The 23252-nt window shown below is 72.4% G+C and carries 22 protein-coding genes and 3 tRNA genes; 17 read left to right on the top strand and 8 right to left on the bottom strand.

The window, feature by feature from the left end; all coding sequences use genetic code 11:
• Positions 1–9 precede the first annotated feature (9 nt).
• The 7 genes from F4558_RS20315 to F4558_RS20285 all read left to right on the top strand — a co-directional run bounded on the left by F4558_RS20315 (position 10) and on the right by F4558_RS20285 (position 5527).
• Positions 10–1020 carry a DUF58 domain-containing protein gene (locus F4558_RS20315; protein ID WP_306274011.1) on the top strand — a complete coding sequence of 337 codons (1011 nt, stop codon included), beginning with the start codon at positions 10–12 and terminating at the stop codon, positions 1018–1020.
• On the top strand, positions 1017–1976 hold the full coding sequence (locus F4558_RS20310) for a VWA domain-containing protein (RefSeq protein WP_053652398.1): 960 nt from the start codon (positions 1017–1019) through the stop codon (positions 1974–1976). Before F4558_RS20315 ends, F4558_RS20310 begins: the two co-directional genes overlap by 4 nt.
• A gap of 35 nt (positions 1977–2011) precedes the next feature.
• Entirely contained in the window at positions 2012–2872 is an 861-nt protein-coding gene (locus F4558_RS20305) for a S1C family serine protease (RefSeq protein WP_053652399.1), read from the top strand.
• Positions 2873–2982: 110 nt separating this feature from the next.
• Positions 2983–3279: a hypothetical protein gene (locus F4558_RS20300; protein WP_053652400.1), complete on the top strand. Its 297-nt coding sequence runs from the start codon at positions 2983–2985 to the stop codon at positions 3277–3279.
• A 34-nt stretch (positions 3280–3313) separates the two neighbouring features.
• The gene (gene arfB, locus F4558_RS20295; protein WP_053652401.1) at positions 3314–3739 is read left to right on the top strand and encodes an alternative ribosome rescue aminoacyl-tRNA hydrolase ArfB; all 426 of its coding nucleotides are present in this window, start codon (positions 3314–3316) and stop codon (positions 3737–3739) included.
• Between the two features lie 119 nt (positions 3740–3858).
• Positions 3859–4857, top strand: a complete 999-nt coding sequence (locus tag F4558_RS20290) for an aldo/keto reductase (RefSeq protein ID WP_167945528.1) — start codon at positions 3859–3861, stop codon at positions 4855–4857.
• A gap of 73 nt (positions 4858–4930) precedes the next feature.
• Positions 4931–5527: a TetR/AcrR family transcriptional regulator gene (locus tag F4558_RS20285; protein ID WP_167945526.1), complete on the top strand. Its 597-nt coding sequence runs from the start codon at positions 4931–4933 to the stop codon at positions 5525–5527.
• 78 nt (positions 5528–5605) lie between these two features.
• Here F4558_RS20285 and F4558_RS20280 read toward each other — a convergent pair whose 3' ends face one another.
• Both F4558_RS20280 and F4558_RS20275 read right to left on the bottom strand, forming a co-directional pair.
• Positions 5606–6472 carry a hypothetical protein gene (locus F4558_RS20280; protein WP_053652404.1) on the bottom strand — a complete coding sequence of 289 codons (867 nt, stop codon included), beginning with the start codon at positions 6470–6472 and terminating at the stop codon, positions 5606–5608.
• 34 nt (positions 6473–6506) lie between these two features.
• Complete coding sequence (locus tag F4558_RS20275) at positions 6507–7955, bottom strand: hypothetical protein (protein ID WP_053652405.1); 1449 nt, start codon at positions 7953–7955, stop codon at positions 6507–6509.
• A 175-nt stretch (positions 7956–8130) separates the two neighbouring features.
• Here F4558_RS20275 and F4558_RS20270 point away from each other — a divergent pair, with 175 nt between their 5' ends.
• From F4558_RS20270 to F4558_RS20255, 4 genes are all read left to right on the top strand, one after another.
• The gene (locus F4558_RS20270) at positions 8131–8934 is read left to right on the top strand and encodes a fumarylacetoacetate hydrolase family protein (protein ID WP_082377171.1); all 804 of its coding nucleotides are present in this window, start codon (positions 8131–8133) and stop codon (positions 8932–8934) included.
• A 108-nt stretch (positions 8935–9042) separates the two neighbouring features.
• Positions 9043–9114, top strand: a tRNA-Gln gene (locus F4558_RS20265).
• A gap of 135 nt (positions 9115–9249) precedes the next feature.
• Positions 9250–9322, top strand: a tRNA-Glu gene (locus F4558_RS20260).
• 207 nt (positions 9323–9529) lie between these two features.
• Positions 9530–9602, top strand: a tRNA-Glu gene (locus F4558_RS20255).
• Between the two features lie 178 nt (positions 9603–9780).
• On the opposite strand, the gene F4558_RS20250 is transcribed toward F4558_RS20255, so the two are convergent.
• Entirely contained in the window at positions 9781–10467 is a 687-nt protein-coding gene (locus F4558_RS20250; RefSeq protein ID WP_053652407.1) for an IclR family transcriptional regulator, read from the bottom strand.
• A 49-nt stretch (positions 10468–10516) separates the two neighbouring features.
• Here F4558_RS20250 and leuC point away from each other — a divergent pair, with 49 nt between their 5' ends.
• From leuC to F4558_RS20230, 4 genes are all read left to right on the top strand, one after another.
• Complete coding sequence (gene leuC / locus F4558_RS20245; RefSeq protein WP_053652408.1) at positions 10517–11962, top strand: 3-isopropylmalate dehydratase large subunit; 1446 nt, start codon at positions 10517–10519, stop codon at positions 11960–11962.
• Positions 11963–11976: 14 nt separating this feature from the next.
• On the top strand, positions 11977–12564 hold the full coding sequence (gene leuD / locus F4558_RS20240) for a 3-isopropylmalate dehydratase small subunit (RefSeq protein WP_053652409.1): 588 nt from the start codon (positions 11977–11979) through the stop codon (positions 12562–12564).
• A 172-nt stretch (positions 12565–12736) separates the two neighbouring features.
• Positions 12737–13444 (top strand): HU family DNA-binding protein, encoded by a 708-nt coding sequence (locus tag F4558_RS20235; protein ID WP_312877369.1) that lies wholly within the window; start codon positions 12737–12739, stop codon positions 13442–13444.
• A 145-nt stretch (positions 13445–13589) separates the two neighbouring features.
• The gene (locus F4558_RS20230; RefSeq protein ID WP_167945524.1) at positions 13590–15590 is read left to right on the top strand and encodes an endonuclease/exonuclease/phosphatase family protein; all 2001 of its coding nucleotides are present in this window, start codon (positions 13590–13592) and stop codon (positions 15588–15590) included.
• Between the two features lie 108 nt (positions 15591–15698).
• On the opposite strand, the gene F4558_RS20225 is transcribed toward F4558_RS20230, so the two are convergent.
• Genes F4558_RS20225 through cofC form a run of 5 tightly spaced genes read right to left on the bottom strand, consistent with a single transcriptional unit; the run spans position 15699 to position 21381 of the window.
• Positions 15699–16577 carry an NUDIX hydrolase gene (locus tag F4558_RS20225; protein ID WP_053652526.1) on the bottom strand — a complete coding sequence of 293 codons (879 nt, stop codon included), beginning with the start codon at positions 16575–16577 and terminating at the stop codon, positions 15699–15701.
• A complete protein-coding gene (locus tag F4558_RS20220) occupies positions 16565–18085 on the bottom strand; it encodes a CYTH and CHAD domain-containing protein (RefSeq protein ID WP_167945522.1) in 1521 nt (506 codons plus the stop codon). The genes F4558_RS20225 and F4558_RS20220 overlap by 13 nt, the downstream gene beginning before the upstream one ends.
• Positions 18086–18109: 24 nt before the next feature.
• Positions 18110–20455, bottom strand: coding sequence for an RNA degradosome polyphosphate kinase (locus F4558_RS20215; protein WP_167945520.1), 2346 nt, complete (start codon positions 20453–20455; stop codon positions 18110–18112).
• A 54-nt stretch (positions 20456–20509) separates the two neighbouring features.
• Positions 20510–20707, bottom strand: a complete 198-nt coding sequence (locus F4558_RS20210) for a cold-shock protein (RefSeq protein ID WP_053652527.1) — start codon at positions 20705–20707, stop codon at positions 20510–20512.
• Positions 20708–20730: 23 nt separating this feature from the next.
• Positions 20731–21381, bottom strand: a complete 651-nt coding sequence (gene cofC, locus F4558_RS20205; protein WP_053652414.1) for a 2-phospho-L-lactate guanylyltransferase — start codon at positions 21379–21381, stop codon at positions 20731–20733.
• 126 nt (positions 21382–21507) lie between these two features.
• Here cofC and F4558_RS20200 point away from each other — a divergent pair, with 126 nt between their 5' ends.
• Together F4558_RS20200 and F4558_RS20195 are read left to right on the top strand one after the other, a co-directional pair.
• Positions 21508–22245 carry a lysophospholipid acyltransferase family protein gene (locus F4558_RS20200; RefSeq protein WP_053652528.1) on the top strand — a complete coding sequence of 246 codons (738 nt, stop codon included), beginning with the start codon at positions 21508–21510 and terminating at the stop codon, positions 22243–22245.
• Positions 22242–23249: an NAD(P)H-dependent glycerol-3-phosphate dehydrogenase gene (locus tag F4558_RS20195; RefSeq protein ID WP_053652415.1), complete on the top strand. Its 1008-nt coding sequence runs from the start codon at positions 22242–22244 to the stop codon at positions 23247–23249. The genes F4558_RS20200 and F4558_RS20195 overlap by 4 nt, the downstream gene beginning before the upstream one ends.
• Positions 23250–23252: the final 3 nt, after the last annotated feature.

The raw sequence follows: 23252 nt of genomic DNA, 5'->3' as shown, positions 1-23252 counted from the left end.
ACGGTCGCGGTGCCGCCGGAACCCGGGCTGGCCGAGCTGAGCCCAGATCAACGACTGCGTCGTCTGGAGTTGACAGTCACCCGGCGGCTCAACGGCCTGCTGCACGGCCAGTACCGTGGCCTGCTCCCCGGGCCGGGCAGCGAACCCGCCGGCAGCCGTGAGTACCGGCCGGGGGAGGACGAGGTCCGCCGGATGGACTGGGCGGTGACAGCCCGTACCGCCGTTCCGCACGTCCGGCAGGTCGACGCCGACCGGGAGCTGACCACCTGGATGCTCGTCGACGGCACTGCGAGCATGGAGTTCGGCACGGCCGAACTGGACAAGCGGGAGCTGGCCGTCGCCGCGGTCGCCGCCGTCGGTTTCCTGACCGCGGGCGTCGGCAACCGACTCGGTGCCCAGGTGCTGCGCGCCGACGGGGTACGCCGCTTTCCCGCCCGCAGCGGCCGTACCCACCTGCTCGGTCTGCTCCGCGCCCTGCTGGCCGCCCCGCGTACGCCGGGCCACGGCGACCCGCCCCGGCCGTCGGTCGGATCGCCGGGTACGACTCTCGGATCGCCGGAGCTGGCGGACGGGCTCGACGCGCTGCACCGGGTCGCCAACCAGCGCGGTCTGGTGGTGGTGGTCTCGGACTTCCTCGACGGACTGCCCGACGACCCCGGCCACCCGCCGCCCTGGGAGGCGACACTGCGCCGGCTGTCCGTACGCCATCAGGTGCTGGCGATCGAGGTGACCGACCCGCGTGAGTTGGAGTTGCCCGACGTCGGCCTCATCACGCTCGTCGACCCGGAGACCGGCCGCCGCCGTGAGGTGTGCACATCGGACCGCCGGCTGCGTGAGCGCTATGCCGAAGCCGCCGCCGCCCAGCGTGAGCAGGTCCGTCAGGCCCTGCGCCGGGGCGCGGCAACGCATCTGGCGTTGCGTACCGACCGGGACTGGGGTGCGGACATCGTCCGGCACGTGCACGCCCAGCGGCGGATGGCCGCCGCGCCGGCCGGGGTGGCCCGGGGAGGTGCCGCGTGAACTGGGAGTCGCCGCTGCGCCTCTGGCTGCTGCTCGGCGTGCTCGCCCTTGTCGTCGCGTACCTGGTGATGCAGCGTGGTCGCAGCCGGTACGCGGTCCGCTTCACCAACCTGCGGTTGCTCGACAGGGTCGCGCCGGAGCGTCCGGCCTGGCGCCGGCACGTTCCGGCCGGACTGTTCCTGGCCATGCTGGCGCTGCTCGTGGTCGGGTTCGCCCGGCCCAGCGCCGAGGTCCGGGTGCCTCGGGAGCGCGCCACAGTGATGGTGGCGGTGGACGTGTCCACCTCGATGCTCGCCACCGACGTGGAGCCGGACCGGCTGGCGGCGGCAAAGCAGGCGGCCCGGCGGTTCGTCGACGGCTTGCCCGACGAGTTCAACGTGGGGCTGGTCGCCTTCGCCGGCAGCGCCGCCGTGCTGGTGCCGCCGGGCACCGACCGGGAGGCCCTGGAGGAGGGGATCGGCCGGCTCGCCGAGGGGGTGACCGGGGTGCAGGGCACCGCTATCGGCGAGGCCATAAACACCTCGCTGGGTGCGGTCAAGGGCCTGGACAGCGAGGCCGCGAAGGAGCCACCGCCGGCCCGGATCATCCTGCTCTCCGACGGGGCGAACACCTCGGGCATGGACCCGATGGAGGCGGCGGCGGAGGCGGTGACGGCGAAGGTGCCGGTGCACGCGATCTCCTTCGGCACCCCGTCCGGGTTCGTGGACCGGGGCGGGCGGCCCGTCCAGGTGCCGGTCGACGGGCAGACGCTGCGAGCGGTCGCCGACGAGACCGGCGGGATGTTCCACGAGGCCAGCACCAGCGACGAGTTGCGGGCCGTCTACGACGACATCGGCAGCTCGGTCGGCTACCGCACCGAACGTCAGGACGTCTCGGCCCGGTTCATCGGCCTCGGACTCATCTTCGCGATGGGCGCGGCTGCCGGCTCGATGCGCTGGTTCTCCCGACTGCCCTGATCCGCCGGGCCGACGCCCGACCGTGAGGAGTACGCATGGCTGTGCAGACCGGACTGGGCGAACCGCGCGGTCCCTGGTTCATCTCGCCCGAACTCGACCCGGACGGGCGTGGGTGGTGGGACGCGCCCGGCTCGGGCCGGGATCCAGGCGGGTGGCGTCCCGGCCGGCTGGTCGCCGCGTTGGCTGTCGTGGCGGTCTCCGCAGTCTCGGGCGCTCTGGCCGGCGGTGTGGTGGCCAGCCAGAGCGGTACGCCCGGTCCCGCCGCCGCGTCCGCCGCCCCGGTGCCTGCGGAACTGGTCACCGCCGCCGAGCGGACGGTGCCCGGGGTGGTGTCGGTGCTCGCCGGTGGTGCAAACGGCGCGTCCGCGACCGGTTCCGGGTTCGCCATCGACGACCAGCAGCACCTCGTCACCAACGACCACATCCTGGCCAAGGGCGGCGGCGGCCCGGTGACAGTCGAGTTGCCCGACGGCCGCCGCTACGAAGCCGAGGTGGTCGGCCGGGAGCCGCGCAGCGACCTGGCGGTGCTGAAGGTGCCGCCGTCGGCCGGGCTCTCCCCGTTGCCGCTTGCCAAGCCGGGCGCCACCCGGGTCGGTGAGCCCGTGCTGGCGGTGGGCTCACCGTTGGGCCTGTCCGGGACGGTCACCGCAGGCATCGTCAGTGCGCTTGACCGCCAGGTACGGCTGGGCAACAACCGGCACAGCGCGGTGCAGACCGACGCGTCGATCAATCCCGGCAACTCGGGCGGGCCGCTCGTCAACGCCCGTGGCGAGGTGGTCGGGGTGAACACCGCGATCGCCACCATCGACGGCAACGGGTCGATCGGCATCGGCTTCGCCATCCCGATCGAGCAGGTGCAGCAGAGCGCCGACACGATCATCGGGAAGGGCGGCTGAGCTGCCCGGACGGCTCCCCGGCGGTCGATCCGGCCGCCGGTGGTGTCGGATATCCGGCCGGACGACATCAAACCGTGGAAATATGACGCTCGATATGGATACTGGCGGAGGTGGAGCGTCCTCTTCTCACGGTCCTCCTGCTGGTGGGCCTGATCATCGGATGTGCGGTGGGGTCGGCGTACGCCCGGGCGCGGCGCGGGTGGACCGACTACCAGACCGCGAAGAAGTCGGTACCGACGGCACGTCGTGGCGCTTGGCTGCTGATCCGTGGGGTCGCAGTGAAGGCCGCGGTGATCGGGTTGCTGCTGTTCGGCGCGGTGGCGTACGCCGCAGTCGGCTCGGACGACGAGACCGCGGGCCCGACGCCCAGTCCATCCTCGACGCAGAGTGAGCCTCCGCACCGGTGACCCCCGGTACGCCGGTGCGGGTTAGCCTCGGAGCGTGGACGACGGACTGCGGGTGACCGACCGGTGGGTCGTCCCCGCCGGAGAGCTGCGGGAGCGCTTCTCCCGTTCGTCCGGGCCGGGTGGGCAGGGTGTGAACACCGCCGACTCCCGGGTCGAGCTGAGCTACGACCTGGCCAACTCTCCATCGGTGCCCGACTGGATCCGGTCGCGGGCGCTGGCACGCCTGGCCAACCGCCTGGTGGACGGGGTGCTGACGATCGCGGCAAGCGAACACCGGGCGCAGCTCGCCAACCGGGAGGCGGCCCGCGCGCGGATGGTGGCGCTGCTGCGTGAGGCCGCGGCACCCCCGCCGCCACCTCGACGCGCGACACGGCCGTCGCGGGGCGCGAAGGAGCGCCGGCTGGCTGAGAAGAAGCGCCAGTCGCAGCGCAAGCGCGACCGTCGCGTCGACGGCGAGTAGTCCGACCAATCACGAATGTCAGCTCGACACTGACCCTCTCCGACTATCGGATGACAGAATCTGGAATCTGTCAGTCAAAGTATGTATGCTGACGGAGTCAACGAGGAGAGGAACACCCCATGGACACCCGCACGCTCGGCACCACCGGCCCGACCGTCTCCGCTCTCGGCCTCGGCCTGATGGGCATGTCCGACCTCTACGGCGACGCCGACGAGGTCGAGAGCATCGCCACCATCCACGCCGCCCTGGACGCCGGCGTCACCCTGCTGGACACCGGCGACTTCTACGGGATGGGCCACAACGAGATGCTGCTGCGCGAGGCGTTGCGCGGCCGAAACCGCGACGACGCGGTGATCAGCGTCAAGTTCGGCGCCCTGCGCGACGTCGACGGCGGCTGGAACGGCGCCGACGTTCGACCCGTCGCGATCAAGAACTTCCTGGCGTACTCGCTGCGGCGCCTCGGCACCGACCACATCGACATCTACCGTCCGGCCCGGCTGCCGGGAGACGTGCCGGTGGAGGACGTGGTCGGCACCCTCGCCGAGCTCGTCAAGGCCGGTCACATCCGGCACATCGGCCTGTCCGAGGTGAGCGCGGAGACGCTGCGACGGGCGCACGCCATCCACCCGATCGCCGACCTCCAGATCGAATACTCGCTGATCTCCCGTAACCCGGAGGCCGACATCCTGCCGACGGCCCGCGAGCTGGGCGTGGGGATCACCGCGTACGGGGTGCTGTCCCGTGGCCTCATCAGCGGCCACTGGACGGCTCGCAGGGACACCGTCTCCACCGACTTCCGCAGCCACCTGCCCCGGTTCTCCGGCGCGAACCTGGACCGCAACCTGGCACTGGTCGACGCCCTGCGGGCCATCGCCGAGGCCCGGGGCGTCACCGTGGCGCAGATCGCCATCGCCTGGGTGCTCGCCCGGGGCGAGGACATCGTGCCCCTGGTCGGCGCCCGCCGCCGGGACCGGCTCACCGAGGCACTGGGCGCGACGGCGGTCACCCTCACCGGCGAGGACCTGGCCGCCATCGAGGCCGCCGTCCCGGCCGACGCCGCAGCCGGCAGCCGCTACGGCGAGGCGCAGATGGCGTTGCTGGACAGCGAGCGGGCATGACGATCCGGCCGTGGCGTGCCCGCCACCCGGGGGTCGCGCCACGGCCGCGCACGCGGTCAGGGAGGCTGGAGCGATGAGCGACGCCACCGCCCTGACGGCCGACCGCATCCTCGACACCGCCGAGGAGGCGTTGCGCCGGTACGGGCCCGCCAAGGCCACAGTGCTTGACGTCGCCCGCGCGCTGGGCGTCAGCCACGGCAGCGTCTACCGGCACTTCGCCAGCAAGGCCGCGCTCCGCGAGGCGGTCGCCGAACGCTGGCTGGCCCGGGTCTCGACCCCGCTCGTCGAGGTCGCCACCGGCACCGACCCCGCCCCGCAGCGGCTGCGTCGGTGGCTTGCCGAGCTGAGCGGCACCAAGCGTCGGATGGCCCGGGAGGATCCGGAGCTGTTCGACAACTTCCACCAGCTCGCCACCCTCTCCGAGGGCGCCGTCGCCAATCACCTGGAGATCCTCGCCGGTCAGCTCAGCCTCATCGTGGCCGACGGGATCGCTGCCGGCGACTTCGATGTGCCGGACCCGGCGGTGGCCGGCCGGGCGCTGTTGCAGGCCACGGCCCGGTTCCACCACCCGTCCCACCGGACCGAGTGGACCGAGCCCGGCCTCGACGCGGACATGGCAGCGGTGATCGGGCTGCTTCTCGACGGACTGCGAACCCGTCCGGCGAACTGACCCCGCCGTCCCCGGACCGCGCCGCAGGAAGGCAGTCAGCCAGGCTGCGAACTGCCGGTCAGGCGGCGAGCCGTCGCCTCACGCGGGAACGGCCGCGAGCAGCCGGTGGCGCAGCACGCCGGCCCGGTCGGCGAACCCGCGCTGCGCGGCGGCGTACTCCGCCCGACCCTCCGGCGTCTCCACCCGCACCGGCGGGTAGCCGAGCGCCGCCAGGTCGTACGGGCTGGCCCGCATGTCGAGCGTACGGATCTCTCGGGCCAGCTCGAAACAGTCCGCCACCAGCTCCGAGGGCACCAGCGGCGACAGTTTGTACGCCCACTTGTAGACGTCCATGTTGGCGTGCAGGCAGCCCGGCTGCTCGTGCTCGTGCTGGGTTTCCCGGGTCGGGGTGAGCAGGTTCAACGGGCGGGCCGGCGGGGTGAAGAACCGGAACGCGTCGAAGTGGCTGCACCGCACCCCGCGCTCCTCGACGATCGCGGCGGTCTGATCCGGGTCCAGTCGCAACGGCCACGCGTTGTGCCGCAACTCCTCCTGGGTCTGCCGGTAGACCATCGCCCACTCGTGCATCCCGAAGCAGCCGAAGTGTGGCGCCCGCCCCGCGGTGGCCGTGAGTAGGGAGCGGATCCACTCGATCGACTCGCCACGCCGCTGGCGTACACCATCGGTGTCGAGGGTGACCCCGGCGGCGGTCGCGCGGTAGTCCCTGCCGAACTCGGCAGGGTCCGCGCCGCGCAGCTCGACCCCCGCGCCCGGATGCCAGCGGCGCAGCTGCGCCGGCCGGTGCGAGTAGTACGTGAACAGGAAGTCGGCCACCGGGTGCCGTTCGCCCCGGCGCCGCCGGGCAAGGTGCGGGGTCAACCAGACGTCCACCCGCTCCTCGTGGGCCCGACGCCGTGCCTGCCAGGTCGCCACGTCGAGCACGGCGGGGGCGAGGGCGGCGGTCACGGACCCCAGGGTACGACCGCCGCCCGTTCGCCGGTCAGGGCATCTGCACCCGCACGCCGGCGGAGAAGACGCCGCTGCGCAGCTCCAACTGCCGGGGCGGGTCCCGCCCGTCGACGGTGAAGACCAGCGGAAGCACCACCCGGCTGCCCGCCGCGACCGGGTTGGCGAAGACGTCGCGGCCCAGGTTGGCCGCGCGGGTGGCCGGCTCGTCGGTGCTCACCCAGCGACCGCCGGGCAGGTACGCCCGCTGCAACTGCCCGTGCCAGGGCTGCTGGGTGCCGGTGATGTTGCGCATGCCAACCGTGGCCTGGCAGCGCCGGGCAGAGGCCGGAGCCCCACCGCTCGCACTGCCGGGCTCCGCACAGGTCATCCGGTAGACGGTGAACTCGAACGCGGACTCGCGCAGCGGCACACCCACCGGCCCGGACACCCCCGTGCCCACCCACGCGCCGCTGGTCGGCTGTTTCTGCGTGTCGATCTGGGAGACCTGCCGGGTCGCCGTCCAGCCGGCGGTGCCGACCACGGCGGCCAACACCACCACCGCACCGACGACAAGCAGAGCGACAGGCGGGGTACGCCGACGACGTACCGGTTTCGGTGTGGCTGGACGCGGATAGACGGTTCCGCGCTCGTTGCCGGGTCCGTCGCTGCTGGACAGGGCGGCGGCGGTCACCCGCCGGCCCCGCCGACGACGCCACAACCAGAACAGGGCGGCGCCGAGCAGCAACAGGACCGCCACGCCGGCAAGCAGCAACGGGACCTGCCGCCAGAGCGGCTGCGCATCGGTGGCCTGGGCCGCCGGTGTCCCCGCCGCCTGCCAGGTGGCCGACGCGCAGTCGTACGGCCGGTTGCCGTCGCTCGTGAAGGCGCAGGCCGGCGCGGTAAGTGCCTGGCCCGGCGCGGTGGTGGTCAGCGCGGTGCCCAGCGTGGTGGTGCTGTGCGCGGGCAGCCGTAGCCGCCACGTCACCTCACCTGTCGACCCGCCGGAACGGGTGGACCGGCCGCCGTCACTGATCGCGGTGACCGACGCCCCGGAGGGCAACTCCTGGCGCACGGTGGTGTCGACCGGCGAGTCCCCCACGTTGCGCACGTGGATCCGGTACCGCGGTGCCGGGCTGCTCTCCGGCGCGACCGCCACGGTGACCGGAGGCGGCGGCGCCGACGCCGGTGTCCGCGTCGGTGGTGCCATCGCCGGTGGCGCCGACGGTGGGGTGGGCTCGGCACTGGCCGCGCGCGGTGCTGCCATCGCGGGTGGGGCCGGCGCGGTGCTTGCCGCCTCCGGTAGCGGTGCGGCCATCGCCACCGCCGACGGCGCCGCTGGTTGCGGCGTGCGCGTCGGTGGTCGTGACGCGGCCGTCGGTGGTCGTGACGCGGCTGACGCCTCCGGGTCCACCGCGGGCAGGGCCGGCACGGCGGCGAGGGTGATGCCGAGGCAGTGGACGAACACTGCGAGGGCCTTGTGGTGTCGTGTCGATGCAGGCATACGAACGAACCTCCGGAGCCGACGCTAAGGGCGCGGTCTCTCCGTGCGGGTACGAAGTCAGGAATCTCGCCCCGGTCACCCCGGCGGCCGCTAGAGTGTCGCCGCGCTGACGGGTTGCGCACACCCGGCAGCCGGTCGTGGCCGGTGAACCCGTCGGCAGGGCTAGATTGGCCAGGTGCGTATCGCTCGTTTCGCTCATGCCAAGGGAATGTCGTTCGGGGCCGTCGAGGGCGAACCGGAGGCCGGGCCGCAGGGCCTGACCATCGCCGAGATCGAAGGTCACCCGTTCGGCCAACTCTCCTTCAGCGGGGCCCGGTGGGCCCTCTCCGATGTCCGGCTGCTCTCGCCGATCCTGCCCAGCAAGGTGGTCTGCGTGGGCCGCAACTACGCCGACCACGCCGCCGAGCTGGGCAACGACGTACCCAAGGAGCCGTTGCTCTTCCTCAAGCCGTCCACCTCGGTGATCGGTCCCCGGGACGCCATCCGGCTGCCGATCTTCTCCAAGCAGGTCGAGCACGAGGCGGAGCTGGCGGTCGTGATCGGCGCGCCGGGTGCCCGTCGCGCCGACCGGGCCGCCGCCGAACGCGCCATCTTCGGCTACACCTGCGCCAACGACGTCACGGCCCGGGACCTCCAGCGCTCCGACGGGCAGTGGACGCGGGCCAAGGGCTTCGACTCCTTCTGCCCCATCGGGCCGTGGATCACCACCGGCCTGGACGTCTCCGACCTGGAGATCCGGTGTGAGGTGGGCCGCAATCCCGACGAGATGGAGGTACGCCAGCTCGGCCGGACGAAGGACATGGTCTTCGATGTGGCCGGCCTGGTGTCGTACATCTCGCACGTGATGACGCTGCTGCCCGGCGACGTGGTGCTCACCGGCACACCGGCGGGGGTTAGCCCTCTCGTCGAGGGGGATACGGTCACCGTGCGGATCGAGGGCATCGGTGAGCTCAGCAACCCGGTGGTCCCCGTCGCCTGATCGGTCCGATGCCCCTGTTTCCGCAGCTCAAGGGCGTTTCGGGGGGATCGGATTTGGCCTGCCGGCGCTGGGAGGGTAATGTTCACTCCCGGCGCCGCAAGGGGCCAATGGGGTATGGGGTAATTGGCAGCCCGACTGATTCTGGTTCAGTTAGTCTAGGTTCGAGTCCTGGTACCCCAGCGCAGCTGGGATTCGCGAGAATCCCGGACGCTGGATTCTGACGGAGTTCTCCTCCGCCTCGCGAGGGGCGGAGGATGATCTCTGGTAGAGTGCAGCTCCTCTGCCCGCGAGGGTGGGGGAGCGAAAGTTTGTTCTGGCCCCGTCGTCTAGTGGCCCAGGACGCCGCCCTCTCAAGGCGGTAGCGCCGGTTCGAATCCGGTCGGGGCTACATCTGTGCACAGCCCGTCTCACCTCGTGAGGCGGGCTGTTTCGTCGTCCAGGGCCCGTCGTTCCGGGCCGGGTCCGGGTCACCTGGGGGTCGTTTTCTGGTCGCCACCTGCCGGTCGGCGGCCCCGCACCCCGCGCTCGCCCCGGCCGATGGTGCCGCTAGACTACAAGCCGCACCGCCCGCGAGGGTGGTGAACAGCAAAGTTCTGGCCCCGTCGTCTAGTGGCCCAGGACGCCGCCCTCTCAAGGCGGTAGCGCCGGTTCGAATCCGGTCGGGGCTACAACAAAAGGGCTCGTCTCGCTTCGCGAGACGAGCCCTTTTCCGTTCCACCGACCCACCTCGCGGTGATCATGAGGTTGGCGGTCTGACTACGCCGGTGCCGGTCCACGCCAACCCCATGATCACCAGCGCCGGTCGGAGGCCGGACCGACGCCGGTCGGAGGCCGCTGAGCCGTCGGTCAGAGGCCGGAGAGGCGCTGGCCGGCCCGTACGACCGCCATGGCGTGGCGTTCGCCGGGGCGGCGACCGAGGCGTTCGATGGGGCCCGAGATGCTGATTGAGGCGATCACACGGCCGGTGCGGTCCCGGATCGGGGCGGAGACACTCGCCACACCCGCCTCGCGTTCGGCGACGCTCTGCGCCCAGCCGCGGCGGCGTACCTCGGCAAGGGTGCGGCCCGTGAACTTGCTGCGCGGCAGCAGCGGCATGACCGCCTCCGGCGGCTCCCAGGCGAGCAGGATCTGGGCGGACGAACCGGCGGTCATGGGCAGCACCGAGCCGACCGGAACCGTGTCCCGCAGGCCGCTGGCACGCTCTGCGGCCGCTACGCAGATCCGCTCGTCCGCGCGGCGCAGGTAGAGCTGAGCGCTCTCCCCTGTGGCGTCGCGCAGCGCGGCCAGCAGCGGCTCGGCGGCGGTCAGCAGGACGTCCGGTGCCGCATTGGCAAGCTCGCCCAACCGGGGGCCGGGCCGCCAGCGGCCCTGGGTGTCCCGGACGAGCATCCGATGGATCTCCAGTGCCTGTGCCAGCCGGTGCGCGGTGGCACGGGGCAGCTTCGTGCGTTCAACGAGTTCGGCCAGGCTGGCGCCGTCGACACAGGCGGCCAGGATGACCACCGCCTTGTCGAGAACGCCAACACCGCTCATACTGTGTCCCACAAGCCGAAACATACCTCCCAGAATTTAGGATGTCCAGATGGTGGGAGTCACTCCTGAGCCGAGGACCCTGGCCGAGAAGGTTTGGGACGCGCACGTCGTTCGGTCCGCCGTTGGTGAGCCGGACCTGCTCTTCATCGACCTGCACCTGCTGCATGAGGTGACAAGCCCGCAGGCGTTCGACGGGCTGCGGCTCGCCGGCCGCCGGGTGCGCCGAACCGACCTGACGCTCGCGACAGAGGACCACAACACCCCGACCGGGTACGCCGATCCGGCGTTCCGGTCCCGCCGCGGTGACCTGCTCACCATCGCGGATCCGACGTCACGGACGCAGATCGAGACGCTGCGCCGCAACTGCGCCGAGTTCGGCGTGAAGCTGCACCCGCTCGGTGACGAGAACCAGGGCATCGTGCACGTCATCGGCCCGCAGCTCGGGCTCACCCAGCCGGGCATGACGATCGTCTGTGGCGACTCCCACACCGCCACCCACGGCGCGTTCGGCGCGCTCGCCTTCGGCATCGGCACCAGTGAGGTGGAGCACGTCCTCGCCACCCAGACGCTGCCGCAGAGCCGCCCGAAGACCATGGCCGTGAACGTCACCGGCCAGCTCGCCCCCGGCGTCACCGCCAAGGACCTGGTGCTGGCACTGATCACCCAGGTCGGCACCGGCGGTGGGCGTGGTCACATCGTGGAGTACCGCGGTGAGGCGATCCGGTCCCTCTCCATGGAGGGGCGGATGACCATCGCCAACATGTCCATCGAGTGGGGCGCCAAGGCCGGCATGATCGCGCCGGACGAGACGACCTTCGCGTACCTCAAGGGTCGCCCGAACGCGCCGCAGGGCGCGGACTGGGACGCGGCGCTCGCCTGGTGGCGGACACTGCCCACCGACGAGGGCGCGCGCTTCGACGCCGAGGTGACCCTCGACGCCAGCCAGATCACGCCGTTCGTCACCTGGGGCACCAACCCCGGGCAGGGTGCGCCGCTGAGCGCGCCCGTGCCGGACCCGGAGGAGTTCACCACCGATTCGGAGCGGGTCGCCGCCCGTCGCGCGCTTGAGTACATGGACCTGCGCCCCGGCACCCCGCTGCGGGAACTCCCCATCGACGTGGTCTTCGTGGGCTCCTGCACCAACGGCCGCCTGGAGGACCTGCGGGCCGCCGCCGACGTGCTGCGGGGCCACAAGGTCGCCGACGGTGTCCGGATGCTCGTGGTGCCCGGCTCCGCCGCCGTGCGGGAGGCCGCCGAGGCCGAAGGCCTGGACAAGGTCTTCTCCGACGCCGGTGCCGAATGGCGGTTCGCCGGCTGCTCCATGTGCCTGGGCATGAACCCCGACACGCTGAAGCCGGGTGAGCGCTCCGCGTCCACCTCCAACCGCAACTTCGAGGGTCGTCAGGGCCGGGGCGGACGCACCCACCTGGTCTCCCCGCCGGTCGCCGCCGCCACCGCCGTGGTCGGCAGGCTCGCCGCCCCCGCCGATCTGTAGAAGGGACCGAGGAGATGGACAAGTTCACCACCCACACCGGCACGGCCGTGCCCCTGCGGCGATCCAACGTGGACACCGACCAGATCATCCCGGCCGTGTACCTCAAGAGGGTGACCCGTACCGGCTTCGCCGACGGGCTCTTCAACGCCTGGCGGGAAGATCCCGCATTCGTTCTCAACGATGAATCCTATTCTGGTGCGTCGATCCTCATCGCCGGCCCGGAGTTCGGCACCGGCTCCTCCCGGGAGCACGCCGTCTGGGCGCTGCGGGACTGGGGCTTCCGCGCTGTGGTGTCGCCGCGCTTCGGCGACATCTTCCGCGGCAACGCACTCAAGGAGGGTCTGCTGCCGGTCGAGTTGGAATTGAAAGCCGTCGAGGAGTTGTGGGATCTCGTCGAGGCCGATCCAACCACTCCGGTGACTGTCGACCTGACCGCCCGAGAGCTCCGGGCGGGCGACGCCACATGGTCGTTCCCGCTTGACGACTTCAGCCGGTGGCGGCTGCTGGAGGGTCTGGACGACATTGGACTCACCCTCCGACACGTCGCCGACATCGACTCGTACGAGGCGGGTCGACTGCCGTTCCTGCCCTCGGTGGCATAGCCGTACGCCCACCCGCACATCGGATTTCGCCCTCACCGGTCCAACCGGTGGGGGCGAATCCGTTACGACACAAGGGCTTTTTTCTACCGAATGTTTGTGTCCAGGCAGCACAGGGCATACCGTGCGCGCAGAATGGCTCGCGTCGAGTCAGTTGCATAATCGGGAGGAAGTCGTGAACAAAGCCGAGCTCATCGAGGCGCTCGCCGTTCGCCTGGGGGACCGGAAGACGGCGACGGCCGCGCTCGACGCGGTCCTCACTGAGGTCCAGGCGGCGGTCACCAAGGGCGAGAAGGTGGCGATCACCGGATTCGGAGCGTTCGAAAAGCGTGTGCGTGGCGCACGAACAGCGCGTAACCCGCGCACCGGCGAGGCGGTGAAGGTCAAGAAGACGTCCGTCCCGACCTTCCGCCCCGGGGCCGGGTTCAAGGAGATGGTGGCCAGCGGCAAGGTGCCGAAGGCCACGGTGGCGGCGAAGAAGACCGCCAGCACGACGGCCAAGACCACCGGGACCAAGGCCACCGGCACGAAGGCGACGAGCGCCAAGGCCACCAGCGCCAAGGCCACCAGCGCCAAGGCGACGGGCACCAAGGCCACCGCCGCCAAGGCGGCCAGCAAGAAGACCGCCCCGGCCAAGGCGGCCAAGACCACCACGGCGACCAAGACGGTCGCCAGCAAGAAGACCGCCCCGGCCAAGGCGAGCAAGACCACCACGGCGACCAAGACGGCCGCCAGCAAGAAGGCCGCACCGACGAAGAAGAGCGCCGCGGCGGCCAAGTCCACCACGGCGAAGAAGACCACGGCGGCGGCGAGCAAGAGCACGGCGGCCAAGAAGGCGCCCGCGAAGAAAGCTCCCGCCAAGAAGGCGGCCAGCAAGCGCTGACCGACCCGTACAGCCCACAGGGCGTCCACCCGCGCGGTGGGCGCCCTGCGGTGTACCCGGGGAGCATTGACCCGCCCGGCGTGGACGCGCAGAATCGCCGTGCCGGCCCCCCTTCTGCCGGCCCGCCGACGGAAATGGGGCGCCGGTGCGCTACCGCCAGCTCACCACCGGATCGCTCGCGCTGGGCGTCATTCTGCTCATCGACGTCCTGCGCGTATGGCTGCCCGGCATCATCACCATCTTCGGTCAGGCCGCGTCCACCCCGGCCGAGCTGATGGGCGCGTTCGCCCTCGGCTGGTTCGTCCTCGCTGCGGCGGCCCCGGCGCTTGTCCGCCGGGTGGGCGCCCGTCCCGTCACCGTCACGGCGGCCGTCCTGCTGGCCGCCGCGCGGCTCGCGCTCACCGCTACCCCTGGTGGACGCGCACAGCTCTGGCTGGCCACCGCGGGACTGCTCGCCGGACTGGTCTGGTTGGTGGGCGTCGCCGGTGGCATCGACCGGCCGGTGCCAGGGCTGGCGCTGGGGTTGGCGGTGAACGCGGCGCTCCACGCGCTGCTCGACACCTACGACCTGGCCTGGCGCAGCGACTGGACGGCGTGGCTGCTCAGTGCCGTGGCGGTGGGGGCGTTCCTGCTCGCCACGGCGGTGCGGGGCACGCCACCCGGCCCTGGCGGCGCCCGGTCGTGGCTGCTGGCCGGGCCGGTGCTGCTGCTGGCCGGCATGGTCGCCCTCGCCCCGGCGCTCGCCCAGACCGCGATGTCGTACCTGGTGGCCGACGACGGCGTGGCCAGCTCACCGTTGTTCGGCCTCGCGCCGGTACCGGTGGCCGTCGCCGGGTTCCTGCTGGCCGCGCTGGCCGGCCCGCCCAGACGGCCGTGGGGCCGGGCACTGGGACCGGTGGCCGTGCTTGCCGGCGCGGTGCTCTTCGCCCTCGACAACGGCGACCTGCTCCTCGCGGCCATCCCGCTCACCGCCATCGGTCTCGGCGCCTGCCTCGCCCTCACCGACGCGGCGAGCGCTGTCGGGCTGGCCCGCGCCGACGCGGCGAGCGCCGTCGACCCCTCCCGCGCCGACGCGGTGGGCGGGTCCGCGACGGCCGCCGGGGTCGGTGTGGGCGAGGCGGGCAGGGTGGATGCCCTGCGAGCGGCAGCCCGCCGGGGGTACGCGCTCGCAGCCGGCATGCTCGTCTTCGTCCTGGCGGCCGTGGCCTACTACTCCGCCTACGACCTCGGCTACCCCAACGGTGCGGTTCCCGTGGTGGTCGCCGGGCTGGTCGCGGCCGTGGCGTTCACCTCCCGCCCCGTCGTGGGGCCGCCTGCCGGCCGGCGCTCTGCCGGGTCGTTGGCGCCACTGCCGACCACTGCGGTGGTCACCGCGCTTGCCATGCTGGCACCCGTGTTCGCCGACAAGGTGGGGGTGTCGACGAACCGAAACGGGCCGCCGAAGGAGATCACTGTGGTGGCCTACAACATCCGGATGGGCTTCGGGTTGGACGGCCGGTTCGACCTGCCCGCGCTGACCAACACGATCGAGCGCCAGCGGCCCGACGTGGTGCTGCTCAGCGAGGTGGACCGCGGCTGGCTGCTCAACGGCGGCCACGACACCCTGGACCTGCTGGCCGATCGTCTCGACATGCCGTACGTGTTCGGGGCGGCCGCCGACGCCGTCTGGGGCGATGCGGTGCTCAGCCGTTGGCCGATCGAGGACGAGCGGACGCTGCGGCTGCCGGCCGTCGGGGCGCCCACCGGCGCGCAGGCCCTCGCCGTCACAGTGAACTTCAGCGGTGGCGTCCGGTGCGCGGTGGTGAGCACGCATCTGCAACCGCCGCCCGGCGGCGGCCCGGTGGTCCAGGCGCGCGCGGTCGTCGACTTCGCCATCGAGTACGCGGCCGGCCGGCCGCTGGTGGTGGGCGGTGACCTGAACACCGAGCCGGGCGACGAGGCGTTCGGCAAATTCACCGAGGCCGGTCTCGTCGACGCGCTGGCGGCGGGGCGACCGCTGGCGACAAGCCCGGCCGACGACCCGCGCCAGGAGATCGACCACGTCTTCGTCTCGCCCGGTCTGACACCGCGCGGCCCGGTCGCGCCGCCCGGCACGGCCAGTGATCACCTGCCGGTCGCGGTGACCCTCACCCTGCCGCCCCGCTGACCCCCGTTGATCCGTTGATCCGTTGATCCGTTGACCCGCGAGTTCGACCGTTGATCCACTCCGGATCGCCGGCCTCCGGTGGCTCGACGTCGACGGAGCCGGGTGGGCTCAGAGGCGGTCGGTGGCGAGCAGCCGGTCGCCGCTGAAGGCGAGCAGCCAGCCGCCGCCCTTCGGCGTGGTGAAATCGTCGTCGGCGTGCCCGGTGAGCCGTTCCAACGCACCCGGCAGCACCTTGCCCTGGCTGCACACCGCCACCTGGCCGCCAGCGCAGGCCAACTCCAGCAGGCGGGCGGCGGTGGCGAGCACCTGCTCGTCCTGCTGCTGGCCCGGCTGAGGCTCGTCCAGATCGCCGCAGATCTCGATCGGTAGGTCGAGTAGTGCGGCCGCCGGATCCAGGGTCTGTACGCAGCGACGAGGCGACGCCGACACCAGCCGGGCCGGCCGGACCAGTGCGATCAGCGCGGCGAGGGCGTCCGCCTGCGCCCACCCCTGCGCGTCGAGCGGGCGGGCGGTGTCCGGGCCGGTCCAGGTGGCCCGCTTGCCGGCGTGCGCGTGCCGTACCAGCGCGACGGTGGCCGTCACCGGCGGCAGCGCGGCGAACGCGGCAAGCACCTCGGCGTCGTGCGGGTAGCTGACCAGCCGGATAGCGTCGTCGACGGCGAGCCACCGCATGTCGTCCACCTCGGTGTCGGGCTGGAATCCGCCGTTGGCTACCGTCCGCATCGACCAGTAGTCGACAAGCTTGTCCTGACCTTCGCTGCGGTAACGCACCGACGGCAGCCGTACCTGCGGTACGCCGCGTACGTCGGCCTCCTCGGCGACCTCGCGGACGGCCGCGACCATCGGATGCTCGCCCGGCTCCAGCTTGCCCTTGGGCAGCGTCCAGTCCCCGTGGCGGGGACGGTGCACGACGCACACGTGTACGCCGTCGGCGCTGGGACGCCAGCAGACCCCGCCGGCCGCCCGGATGCCGATCACGGGAGCCATCTGGTGCGCCGTCGCCGGGTGGCCCGGTGCCACGCGGCGGGAAACTGGGCACGCATCTGGCGGACCGTCTCGCGTTCCCGCTCGGCGAGCCGCCCGGCGACGACCGCCAGCTTGTGGTCGCCCGGTCGGTCGGCTGCGAGGGCGAGCCAGGTGTCAGCGGCGACCGCGGCGTCCTGGTGTTCGCCGAGCACGTCCTGCACCTGGGCCAGCGCGCGGGACAGCCGGCGCGCGTCCTTGCCGACGGCGGGGAGGACCGCGTTGACCGCGTAACGGGCCTGTTTGGCCTCCTTGCGGACGGTGTGCCAGCGATCGTCGGGGCCCAGCGGGTCGAGCCCTTCGACGCCGTCGGGGCCGGTGAGCCGTTTCCACGGGCGGGCCACAAGGGCGGGCAGCGTCCGAGCGGCCGGCGCGGCGGCCCGGCGGGTGAACCGGGGAGCGCGGGCGGCAAGCACCAGCGCGTCCACAAGCGCCAGGTAACGCGCGGAGCGCAGCGCCTTGTCGATGGCGGCGAGCGCCTGCCGCTGCCGCTTGGCCAGCGCCTTGTCCAGCCGGTCCACAGCGTCCTGGTCGGGAGGGCTGAGCGGATCCGCGTTCGCGGTACGTCGCAGCCGGGCACGCAGCACCTCGGCGTCGCGAGCGGCGCCGAGGTGCTCGGCCAGCCAGCGCAGTTCCGCGCGCAGCGGACTCGACCACGACCTGCGGAGCAGCGGTTTGAACGTCCGCAGGTCGCTGCGCAGCCGCCGGATGGCCACCCGCATCTGGTGCACGGCGCTGTCACCGCCGCCACCCGGGACGCGCAGCCGCACCAGCGGGTCGTGCGCCAGCAGGCGGCGTACCTCCTTGCGGACCGCCTCGGTGACCACGTCGCCGGCGGTCGCGTCGGCGGGCAGTTCGCCCGGCGCGACCAGGTCGGGCTCGGCCTGCGCAGCCGCGCCCAGCGCGCGTACGTGCTTCGGGGTGAACGAGCCGTCCCGAGCGCCTGCCTCGCGCAGCACACCGCCGATCTGGTCCAGCAGCGTGCGGTCGCCGGCCTTGAGCTCCACCTCCAGCTCGCGGAACGTGCCGGTGGTGGCGTCGTTGTCGTCGAGCACGCTCACCTGGTCGTCCACCACCTCGGCCAGCACCGCGCCTGCCTCGTCGCACACCTCGTGGGCGTGCCGGACGGTCCGCACGACAGTCACCGGCGCCAGGGGAGCGCCCCGGTGCAGGGCGGTGACCAGCTCCACGAGCTCCGGTGGCGGCTGCCCGGCAGCCCCCGGGCGGGAGATCTCATGCCGGACGCCAGGTGTGCCGGTGGGCAGCTTCACCGTCCACGGCAGCTCGTCGCCCCGGCGGTGGCGCAGCGAGGCGCCGGCCCGGGCCAGCCGCAGGTCGACGGTGTCGAGGTAGCGGGCGACAAGCGTCACCGGTGGCAACGCCCGGACCTGGCCGCCGGCCGGGGCCGTGGCGGACAGGTCCGGTAGCACGTAGGTGTCGTCCACCTCGTACTTCTGCTCCTCCTCGACCATCCACTCAGCCTATGCCGCGAACGGTCAGCCGGCCGTGCCACCGACACGGCGCAGCAGCAGTTCCTGTAGATGCACCCGGGCACCCTGGCTGTCGCTGGTACGCCGGGTCCACGAGCCGTCGCCGGCCAACTCGAACGCGTCGACGTCCGGGCCCATCGCCGCGGTCAGCACGTGGTCCAGTTCGGCCCGGGCCACCGGATCGGTCACCCGCACCAGCGCCTCCACCCGCCGGTCCAGGTTGCGGTGCATCAGGTCCGCCGAGCCCATCCAGAACTCGGCCTCGCCGTTGTTTCCGAACCGGAAGACCCGGGAGTGCTCAAGGAACCGGCCCAGGATCGAGCGGACCCGGATGTTCTCCGAGAGCCCCGGAACGCCCGGACGCAGCGTGCACATCCCGCGGATGAGCAGGTCGACGTGGACGCCGGCCTGCGAGGCCCGGTACAGCGCGTCGGTCACGCCCTCGTCGACCAGCGAGTTGACTTTGAACTGGACCAGGCCGGGCATGCCGAGCCGGACGTGCGCGATCTCCCGCTCGATCCGCTCGATGAGGCCGCTGCGGATGCCCTGCGGGGCGACGAGCAACCGCCGGTACGCGGTCTGCCGGCTGTAGCCGGTCAGCACGTTGAACAGGTCGGTGAGGTCCGCGCCGATCTCCGGGTCGGCCGTGAGCATGCCGAAGTCCTCGTACAGCCGGGCGGTCTTCGGGTGGTAGTTGCCGGTGCCGATGTGGCAGTACCTGCGGATCTGGTTGCCCTCCTGCCGGACCACCAGGGCTGTCTTGCAGTGCGTCTTGAGGCCCACGAGGCCGTACACGACGTGGCAGCCGGCGCGTTCCAGCGTGCGTGCCCAACCGATGTTCGCCACCTCGTCGAAGCGGGCCTTGACCTCGACCAGCACCACCACCTGCTTGCCGGCGGCCGCCGCGTCGACGAGCGCGTCGACGATCGGCGAGTCACCGCTGGTCCGGTAGAGGGTCTGCTTGATGGCCAGTACGTTCGGGTCGGCGGCGGCCTGCTCGACGAAGCGCTGAACGCTGGTGGCGAACGAGTGGTACGGGTGGTGCACGAGGATGTCCCCGTCCCGCAGGGTCGCGAAGACGCTGCGCGGCACCTCGCCCTCGGCCAGCCGGGGGTGGGTGGCCGGCACGAACGGTGGGTCCTTCAGGTCAGGGCGGTCGGCCTCGCCGTACACCTGCCAGAGGGCCGACAGGTCCAGCAGACCGGGCACCCGCAGCACGTCCTGGTCGTCCATGTCCAGCTCACGGACGAGCAGCTCCAGCATGTGGTCGGAGATCGACGCGTCGGCCTCCAACCGCACCGGCGGGCCGAACCGGCGGCGGGCGAGCTCCCGTTCGAGGGCTTGGAGCAGGTCCTCGTCGCGGTCCTCGTCGACCTCCACCTCGGCGTTGCGGGTGACCCGGAACAGGTGGCACTCGACCACGTGCATGCCGCTGAACAGCTGACCCAGGTGCACCGAGATCAGGTCCTCGACCGGCAGCATCCGCACACCGGGCTGATCCCGGTCCACCCGCACGAAGCGGGGCACGTTGTTGGGCACCTTCACCCGGGCGAACAGCTCCGAGCCGCCGTCCGGGTCGCGGACCGCGACGGCGAGGTTGAGCGACCGCCCGGAGATGTACGGGAACGGGTGCGCCGGGTCGACAGCGAGCGGGGTCAGCACCGGGAAGATGTGCTCCCGGAAGTAGGTGCGCAGCCGCTCCCGCTCCGGCTCGCCCAACTCGGCCCAGCGCAGGATGCGGATGCCCTCCCCGGCGAGCTTGGGCAGCACGTCGTCGACGAAGCAGGCGGCGTGCCGGGCGACAAGTGCGGCGGTCCGCTCGGCGATCAGGTCCAGCTGCGTACGCAGGGGCAGCCGGTCCCCGCCACGGACCGGCAGGCCGGCGGAGAGCCGCCGCTTCAGCCCGGCGATCCGCACCATGTAGAACTCGTCGAGGTTGCTGGCGAAGATGGCGAGGAACTTGGCCCGCTCCAGCAGCGGGGTGCGCTGGTCCTCGGCGAGCGTGAGCACCCGTGCGTTGAAGTCGAGCCAGGACAGCTCCCGGTTGAGGAAGCGGTCCTCCGGCAGCGGGGGAGCGGCCGGTCCGTCGTCCTCGTCGCCGGCAGCGGGGGAGCCGGCGGTCAGGGCGCCTGCGGCCGGCCCGTCCGTCTCGGTGGGCGGGGTGGCGGATTCGAGGACCTCGTCGAGCCCCGAGGAGGCAGCCCCCGGGTCGTCGGCGAGGGTGTCGGCGCGGGCGGCGCCTGCCCGTTCGGCTCGGGACGGCCGAAACCGGCCATCGGTGCCACGGGCGCGGACGCCGTTGAGGGGATCGGTGGTGGACGGGCTGACCGGGTGCTCGCGAGGGGTGCTCACCCGCTCATAATCACCCGATTACGGTTAACGCAAAATGAACTTCGCCCCGACGGTTCAGATCATCGTCGGCAATGTCACCCGGACGACCTCGCCGTCGGGATCGGTGTCGATGCGCACCCGCTGGCCGAGCCGGAGCAGCCGCAGCCCGGAGGCGTCGAACGCCCGAGCGGGAAAATTCATCTCGGTGCCGTCGTCGAGCAGCAGCGTCCCGCTGCGTGTCGCCGCGTCGTAACTGGCCACCGTGCCCTGCATGCTGGCACCGTACACCGGCGGGGTCAGCTCGTGGAGCGTGCCGGGCAGGCGGCGGCGGCCACCAGCGCGGCGGTACGCGGCCCGAGGCCGAGCCGGGCGGCGGCGGCCAGGTCGTCGGCGGTGTCCACGTCGCGGCGCAGGCTGGGCCAGTCGCCGGGCAGCGGCAGGGCGCCGCTCGCCGTGTGCGCCGCCGCCGAACCCACCCCGAACCGGGGTTCGAGGTCGACTCCGGGCGGCGCGGCGAGCAGCACCGTGCCGAGGCCTGGCGCATCCGCCACGAACCGGCGTACCCCATCGTCTCCGGCTTGGGCCGCGAGCAGCGCGCCGGCCAGCTCGGTGGGGCGCAGCGCGGGCAGGTCGGCGGTGAGCCCGGCCACCCACCCGGCGGGGGCGTGTGCCGCGCCGTGCCGGAAGGCGGCGTTCAGGCCGGCGTCCGGCTGGTCGGGAAGCACCTGCGCTCCGGCTGCGCGGGCCGCCGCCGCCACGCGGGCGTCGTCGGTGACCACCAGGGCCTCGGCGACCGCCGGGCAGGCCAGCACCGCGCGGAGCGTGTCGGCGGCCAGGGCCAGCGCCAGCTCCTCATGGGGTACGCCGGGCAGCGCGCCCCGCAGCCGGCTCTTGGCTGCCGACAGACGCTTCACCGGCACCACCACTGCCCACCTCGGCTGACTCACGCCCGCAATCCTGCCAGCAGAGCGGCGGGACCCTCCCTGGCCGTACCGGGGGCGAGCAGGCATGATTTCCGCTGCGGGTGTCGTGGGCCGGACCCGTGGCGGTGCGGGGGCGACGAGGAGGCACAGGTGGCACGGCGGAGGCTGGGGTTCTGGCGACGGTTCGCCGTGGTGCTTGTCAAACCGGTGATGCTCGTGTGGACCCGACGGACGTGGCGGGGCGGCGAGCACCTCGGCCGGGACGGCGGCGTGATCATCGTGGCGAACCACATCTCGCACGCCGACCCGCTGGTCTCCGCGCACTTCATCTACGACTCGGGCCGCTGGCCGCAGTACCTGGGCAAGGCCAGCGTGTTCCGGGTGCCCCTGGTCGGCTGGATCCTGCGCCAGTGCCGGCAGATCCCGGTGGAGCGGGGCAGCGTGGACGCGGTCCGCTCACTGGACGCCCTGGTGGAAGCGCTGGATCAGGGCGGCGCCGTCGTGATCTACCCGGAGGGCACCACCACCAAGCAGCCGGACCTGTGGCCCATGAAGGCCAAGACCGGCGCGGCCCGACTGGCGCTGGCCACCGGCGCGCCCGTGGTGCCGCTGGTGATGTGGGGGCCGGAGCGGATCTTCGACCCGCGTACCAACCGGTTGAACGTGCGCCCCCGGATCCCGGTTACCGTGGTCGCCGGCGACCCGGTCGACCTGACCCGGTGGGCGGACGCCCCGCCGACCCGGGCCACCCTCGAGGAAATGACGGACGCCATCATGCTGCGCCTGCGGGACATGCTCGCCGAGATCCGGGGCGGAACGCCGCCACCGCTGTGGGCGCGGCCGGTCCGACCCTCCGCCGAACCCCAGCAACACGGAGGTGTCGCGTGACCGGTCACGTCGCGGTTCTCGGCGCAGGCTCCTGGGGCACCGCGTTCGCCAAGATCCTCGCCGACGCCGGGCGGGACGTCACTGTGTGGGCGCGACGCCCCGCGGTGGCCGAGAGCATCCGCACCGAGCGGCGCAACACCGAGTACCTGCCTGATCTGCTGCTGCCGGAGCGGGTCACCGCCACCGCCGACGCCATCGAGGCGATCACCGACGCCGAGTTGGTGGTGCTTGCCGTACCGTCGCAGACCCTGCGGGGCAACCTCGCCGAGTGGGCCGGGCACCTGCACCCGGACGCCACGCTGGTGTCGCTGATGAAGGGCATCGAGCTCGGCACCACCAAGCGGATGAGCGAGGTCATCGTGGAGACCGCCCGGGTCGCCGCGGACCGGGTTGTTGTCGTCTCCGGGCCGAACCTCGCCCCGGAGATCGCCGCCGAGCAGCCGGCCGCAACTGTGGTCGCCGGGACGAACCCGCATCGCACCGCCCTCGTCCAGTCGTCGATCCGGACGCCCTACCTGCGCCCGTACACGAACGACGACGTGATCGGCTGCGAGCTGGGCGGGGCGGTCAAGAACGTCATCGCGCTGTCGTACGGCATCGCCACAGCGATGGGCTTCGGCGACAACACCCGGGCCATGCTGATGACCCGCGGGCTGGCCGAGACGGCCCGCCTGGGCGTGGCGCTCGGCGCGGACCCGATCACCTTCGCCGGCCTGGCGGGCATGGGCGACCTGGTGGCGTCCTGCTCGTCCCCGCTGGCCCGCAACCGCACCTTCGGCGAGCACCTGGGTCGGGGCGAGACCCTGGAGCAGGCGCAGGCCGCGACCCGGCAGACCGCCGAGGGCGTGAAGAGCTGCCTGGCGATCCGCGACCTGGCCCGCGCGCACGGTGTGGAGATGCCGATCACCGAGCACGTCGAGCGGATCTGCCACGAGGGCATGGACCCACGCCTGGCCGTGGAGGCTCTGATGAGCCGCACCGCCAAGCCCGAGTCGTACGAGTGAGGA

The organism is Micromonospora profundi (assembly GCF_011927785.1).
Lineage (GTDB): Bacteria > Actinomycetota > Actinomycetes > Mycobacteriales > Micromonosporaceae > Micromonospora > Micromonospora profundi.
The sequence above is the reverse complement of the archived record's forward strand: the minus strand, read 5'-3'. Positions and strand labels throughout refer to the sequence as shown.

What these genes read in the sequence shown, in the direction of transcription:
- F4558_RS20220 (WP_167945522.1), bottom strand. Translation starts at nt 18,085, where the DNA reads ATGGTCGAGGAGGAGCAGAAGTACGAGGTGGACGACACCTACGTGCTA.
- F4558_RS20305 (WP_053652399.1), top strand. Translation starts at nt 2,012, where the DNA reads ATGGCTGTGCAGACCGGACTGGGCGAACCGCGCGGTCCCTGGTTCATC.
- F4558_RS20210 (WP_053652527.1), bottom strand. Translation starts at nt 20,707, where the DNA reads ATGCAGGGCACGGTGGCCAGTTACGACGCGGCGACACGCAGCGGGACG.
- F4558_RS20250 (WP_053652407.1), bottom strand. Translation starts at nt 10,467, where the DNA reads ATGAGCGGTGTTGGCGTTCTCGACAAGGCGGTGGTCATCCTGGCCGCC.
- leuC (WP_053652408.1), top strand. Translation starts at nt 10,517, where the DNA reads ATGGTGGGAGTCACTCCTGAGCCGAGGACCCTGGCCGAGAAGGTTTGG.
- F4558_RS20275 (WP_053652405.1), bottom strand. Translation starts at nt 7,955, where the DNA reads ATGCCTGCATCGACACGACACCACAAGGCCCTCGCAGTGTTCGTCCAC.
- F4558_RS20285 (WP_167945526.1), top strand. Translation starts at nt 4,931, where the DNA reads ATGAGCGACGCCACCGCCCTGACGGCCGACCGCATCCTCGACACCGCC.
- F4558_RS20225 (WP_053652526.1), bottom strand. Translation starts at nt 16,577, where the DNA reads ATGGCTCCCGTGATCGGCATCCGGGCGGCCGGCGGGGTCTGCTGGCGT.
- F4558_RS20290 (WP_167945528.1), top strand. Translation starts at nt 3,859, where the DNA reads ATGGACACCCGCACGCTCGGCACCACCGGCCCGACCGTCTCCGCTCTC.
- leuD (WP_053652409.1), top strand. Translation starts at nt 11,977, where the DNA reads ATGGACAAGTTCACCACCCACACCGGCACGGCCGTGCCCCTGCGGCGA.